The sequence below is a fragment of the Paenibacillus sp. P22 genome (assembly GCF_000469945.2).
Classification (GTDB): Bacteria; Bacillota; Bacilli; order Paenibacillales; family Paenibacillaceae; genus Paenibacillus_O; species Paenibacillus_O humicus.
The window spans coordinates 1-3,032 of sequence record NZ_CBRA020000222.1; the positions used below are offsets into that span (position 1 = coordinate 1).

3 protein-coding genes are annotated in these 3,032 nt (G+C 62.4%); all 3 read left to right on the top strand.

What is annotated here, in order from left to right; all coding sequences use genetic code 11:
- The coding region (locus BN871_RS23615) for a homoserine kinase (RefSeq protein ID WP_048749340.1) at window positions 1–507 on the top strand (507 nt) is incomplete at its 5' end.
- On the top strand, window positions 504–1,370 hold the full coding sequence (gene pheA / locus BN871_RS23620) for a prephenate dehydratase (RefSeq protein ID WP_048749341.1): 867 nt from the start codon (window positions 504–506) through the stop codon (window positions 1,368–1,370). The genes BN871_RS23615 and pheA, both read left to right, overlap by 4 nt.
- 293 nt (window positions 1,371–1,663) lie before the next feature.
- Window positions 1,664–3,032, top strand: a 1,369-nt coding sequence (locus BN871_RS23625; protein WP_048749343.1) for a LysM domain-containing protein, incomplete at its 3' end; no start/stop codon positions are given.

The following is a 3,032-nucleotide window of genomic DNA, read 5'->3' on the forward strand; positions in this document are numbered from 1 at the left end:
TGCCTGCGCATCGAGCCGCCGGCCGGACTWGCCGCGCTCGTGGCGATTCCGCGCTTCCAGCTCTCGACCGAGAAAGCCCGGCATGCGCTGCCGGAGCAGCTGGCGCTGAGCGACGCCGTGCACAACATCGGCCGCAGCTCGCTGCTTGTGGCCGCTCTCGCCGGCGGCCGGCTCGACATGATCCGCCATGCGATGAAGGACAAGCTGCATCAGCCTTACCGGGCAGCGCTCATTCCGGGCATGGCCGAGGTTCTTGAGGGCGCGTCGGATCACGGAGCGCTCGGAGCTGCGCTGAGCGGCGCCGGCCCGACGCTGCTCGCCCTGATCGAGAACGGAAGCCCGCGAATGAGAGAGCTGGAGGCGTTCCTGCTCTCGACCTTGTCGGCTGCCGGAGTCGATGCGGATCTCCTGCTGCTGCAGCCCGATCCCGCCGGCGCGGTCGTCCTTGAGGGCGCCGATCCCGCACTGCCTTTCGCAGAGCGAATCAAAGGAGAAGTTCATTCATGATCAAAGTCGCCTTGCTTCCCGTCGTCTCCACCTCCGACGAGGCTGCCCGCAGCCTGTGCGGAGACAACGCCGAGAGAGTTTATTACCCGATGATATCCGATGTCTTCCTTGCCACGGCGGAGGGAAGGACCGATTACAGCGTCATTCCGATCGAGAATACGATCGAGGGCTCCGTCAACCTCCATATGGACTGGCTTCTGCACGAAGTGGATTTGCCGATCCAGGCGGAATGGATCTATCCGTCCCGCCAGCAGCTGATCGGCCGCAAGGACGAGCTGCTCGGAGCGGGAGGAGAGCCGGAGTACGGCCGCATCGTCAAGGTGTTCAGCCATCCCGTCGCGCTGGCCCAGTGCCAGAGCTTCCTGCGCGGCCATCTCCAGCATGCCCAATGGGAGCCGGTCAGCAGCACCGCGGAGGCGGTTCGGATCGTATCCGAGAATCCGGGCCAGGGCTGGGCTGCGATCGGGCTGACGCTGGCGGCGGCCCACTACGGCCTTGACGTGCTGCGCGAACGGGTGACGGATCACGACAACAACTACACCCGCTTCCTGCTGGCCGGTCCGAAGCCGTTCGAGCTGCGCCAGTCCCCTGTCCGCAAGACGTCCATTCTCGTCACCTTGCCGGAAGATTACCCGGGAGCGCTCCATCAGGTGCTGTCCGCCTTCGCCTGGCGAAGGATCAACCTCGGGAGGATCGAATCCCGTCCGACCAAAAAACGTCTGGGCACGTACCATTTCGTCATCGACATCGAGATGGCTCTGGACACGGTCCTTCTCCCGGCGGCGCTGCAGGAGATCGAAGCGATCGGCTGCCAGGTAAGGGTGCTCGGCACCTATCCGAGCTTCGGCAGCACGGCGGATTGATCCGTTTTGAAGCGCCGAGCATCATTCTTTTCTGCCGATACCGAATAAGTGAAGGGTCTGTCCTTAGTCGTTTCGTGACTAGCGGGACAGCCCTTCTTCGCGTTCAGGACCAAGCCGCAGGAATACGAGCCAGCTGTCATTCGTACGGATATTCGGTACGCTTCCCGGCAGGGCTTGTATTTTTTTGCTGAAAAGGGAGACAGACGCCCAGTCGCTGCATACGATGTAACGACGGGCAGATAGGCTGCAGTCCTGCCGCTGCGCACAGCACGCGAAGAGGAGGGAGTCGGCTAGTGAAAATCCATATTGTCAAAGAGGGAGAATCATTCTACCTCATCGGCCAGAAATACGGGGTGACGGTGGAGGAGCTGAAGAAGCTCAACCCATCCGTGACCGATGACAAGAACCTGCAGATCGGCGCCAAAATCAAGGTTCCTTCGGAAGAGGAAAAGCCGTGGAGCGGCGGCTTGATCCACAAGTACACGGTGAAAGAGGGGGATACGCTCTGGAAGCTCTCGAAGGCTTGGGGAGTGCCCCTGAACGAGCTCATCAAGGCCAACTCGCAGCTGACGAATCCGGATGCGCTGAATGTCGGCGATACGGTCAATATTCCAAAGCTAAAGGAATCGACCGGATTATCCCCCGAGCATAAATCCGATCATCACGGCCACGCGGGAGGAAAAGCGTTCACGGGACCGATCGTCGACGGCAAAAAGAACACGGCGCCCATCGAGGAGAAGCCGCCTACGGCGGTGAAGCCTCCAACGGCGGAGAAGCCTCCAACGGCGGAGAAGCCTCCAACGGCTGTGAAGCCGCCCGAGCCGGTTCCTGTGCCGCCGCCCGCCCCTCCTGTGCCGCCGGCGCTTCCGGTCGAGGAGAAGGCATATGGGAAGCCTTATCAATCCCATTATACGGAGAAGGCGATCCATCCTTTCGCACAGGAGAAGCTTCCGGCCGTCGAAGCGATCGCTCCGCTGTTTGAGCTTCCCAAAATGCCGGAATATGCTCCGTCCCCATCCTATGGAAGCGGGTATGCGAATACGGAAGCAGGGTCTTACGGCGTCCAGAGCACAGGGTACGGGAACGCCTACTCGAAGGGCGGGCATGCCGCGGGATACGGGCAGGAGCTCCCTGGACTAGGCGGCCAGATGGATGGCTACGGCGCATTTAACGTCTGGCCGGCGGCCGCCGGAGCTTCCGTCGAACAGCCCTATGCCGCCGCTTCCCCTTGGATGGCCGGCTATCCGGCCGGTTATGGAGTCGCGGGGCATCAGCAAGGGTACGGTTACCCGGGAGGCGCGGTGCAGGGAGCCGCGCAGATGCCGGGAGACGGCTATGGTTCCCAGGCGGGAAGCCCGGGGCATGACGGCTATGGAGCTGCCGCAGCAGGCATGCAGGATTGTTACCCGCCGGGATACGGCGGATACGGCCATGGCGGATACGGCCATCACGGCTATGCAGCGGGAGCGCAAGGATACGGCGGATACGGCCATCCCGGCTATGCAGCGGAAGCGCAAGGGTACGGCGGATACGGCCATCACGGCTACGCAGCGGAAGCTCAAGGCTATGGCGGATACGGCCATCCGGGTTACGCCGCCGAAGCGCAAGGGTATGGCGGATACGGCCATCAAGGATACGGCGCCCAGAACAACGGAGCGCATG